Raw genomic sequence first — 1168 nt, forward strand, 5'->3', positions numbered from 1 at the left:
GAGTAGGACACTGCCAGGCTGTAATAAATGGAGGATTAGCTCAGCTGGGAGAGCATCTGCCTTACAAGCAGAGGGTCGGCGGTTCGATCCCGTCATCCTCCACCATTTTTCTATGCCGGTTTAGCTCAATTGGTAGAGCACGACCGAATATACTCCCTGAATTAACATCAGCATACCGACTGAGCAGCTGCTTGAATAAGCATACTGAAGTCGGGATGACGATAACTAATCAGCGTGTGATAAACAATGTATAAACACTTTACTATGCCGGTTTAGCTCAATTGGTAGAGCAACTGACTTGTAATCAGTAGGTTGGGGGTTCAAGTCCTCTAGCCGGCACTGTTCGACCTTTTTTATTTGGCCGAATTTGTTTTTGGGCCATTAGCTTAGTTGGTAGAGCATCTGACTCTTAATCAGAGGGTCGAAGGTTCAAGTCCTTCATGGCCCACCACTTTGTATTTTGTTATTTAGTTAATAACGAGCCATTAGCTCAGTTGGTAGAGCATCTGACTTTTAATCAGAGGGTCGAAGGTTCGAGTCCTTCATGGCTCACCATTTTAATAATGCGGGTGTGGCGGAATTGGCAGACGCACCAGACTTAGGATCTGGCGCCGCAAGGCGTGGGGGTTCGACTCCCTTCACCCGCACCATTTATTTGCGGAAGTAGTTCAGTGGTAGAACACCACCTTGCCAAGGTGGGGGTCGCGGGTTCGAATCCCGTCTTCCGCTCCAGATATGCCGGGGTGGCGGAACTGGCAGACGCACAGGACTTAAAATCCTGCGGTAGGTGACTACCGTACCGGTTCGATTCCGGTCCTCGGCACCATTTAAATAATGCGCCCGTAGCTCAATTGGATAGAGCGTCTGACTACGGATCAGAAGGTTATGGGTTCGACTCCTTTCGGGCGCGCCATTTCGGGAAATAGCTCAGCTTGGTAGAGCACTTGGTTTGGGACCAAGGGGTCGCAGGTTCGAATCCTGTTTTCCCGACCATTCTAAAATATGGGGCCTTAGCTCAGCTGGGAGAGCGCCTGCTTTGCACGCAGGAGGTCAGCGGTTCGATCCCGCTAGGCTCCACCAATTTCTAAAATTATATATTGACAAGATGAAAATATCTTGTTAGTATATAAAAGCTGCTTTAAGCGGCACATTGCTCTTTGAAAACTAA

The 1168-nt window shown here is 48.6% G+C and carries 10 tRNA genes; all 10 read left to right on the forward strand.

Annotated elements, in window-relative coordinates:
- Positions 1-29 precede the first annotated feature (29 nt).
- The 10 genes from BN2425_RS00390 to BN2425_RS00435 all read left to right on the forward strand — a co-directional run bounded on the left by BN2425_RS00390 (position 30) and on the right by BN2425_RS00435 (position 1080).
- Positions 30-105 (forward strand) — tRNA-Val (locus tag BN2425_RS00390).
- A 161-nt stretch (positions 106-266) separates the two neighbouring features.
- Positions 267-339 (forward strand) — tRNA-Thr (locus tag BN2425_RS00395).
- 36 nt (positions 340-375) lie between these two features.
- Positions 376-451 (forward strand) — tRNA-Lys (locus BN2425_RS00400).
- Between the two features lie 28 nt (positions 452-479).
- A tRNA-Lys gene (locus tag BN2425_RS00405) sits at positions 480-555 on the forward strand.
- A gap of 10 nt (positions 556-565) precedes the next feature.
- Positions 566-650 (forward strand) — tRNA-Leu (locus BN2425_RS00410).
- 7 nt (positions 651-657) lie between these two features.
- Positions 658-732: transfer RNA gene (locus tag BN2425_RS00415), tRNA-Gly, on the forward strand.
- Positions 733-737: 5 nt separating this feature from the next.
- Positions 738-826, forward strand: a tRNA-Leu gene (locus tag BN2425_RS00420).
- Between the two features lie 10 nt (positions 827-836).
- Positions 837-913, forward strand: a tRNA-Arg gene (locus BN2425_RS00425).
- 3 nt (positions 914-916) lie between these two features.
- A tRNA-Pro gene (locus BN2425_RS00430) sits at positions 917-993 on the forward strand.
- Positions 994-1004: 11 nt separating this feature from the next.
- Positions 1005-1080, forward strand: a tRNA-Ala gene (locus BN2425_RS00435).
- The last annotated feature ends 88 nt before the right edge of the window (positions 1081-1168 follow it).

This window comes from Neobacillus dielmonensis (assembly GCF_000612665.1).
Lineage (GTDB): Bacteria > Bacillota > Bacilli > Bacillales > Cytobacillaceae > Neobacillus > Neobacillus dielmonensis.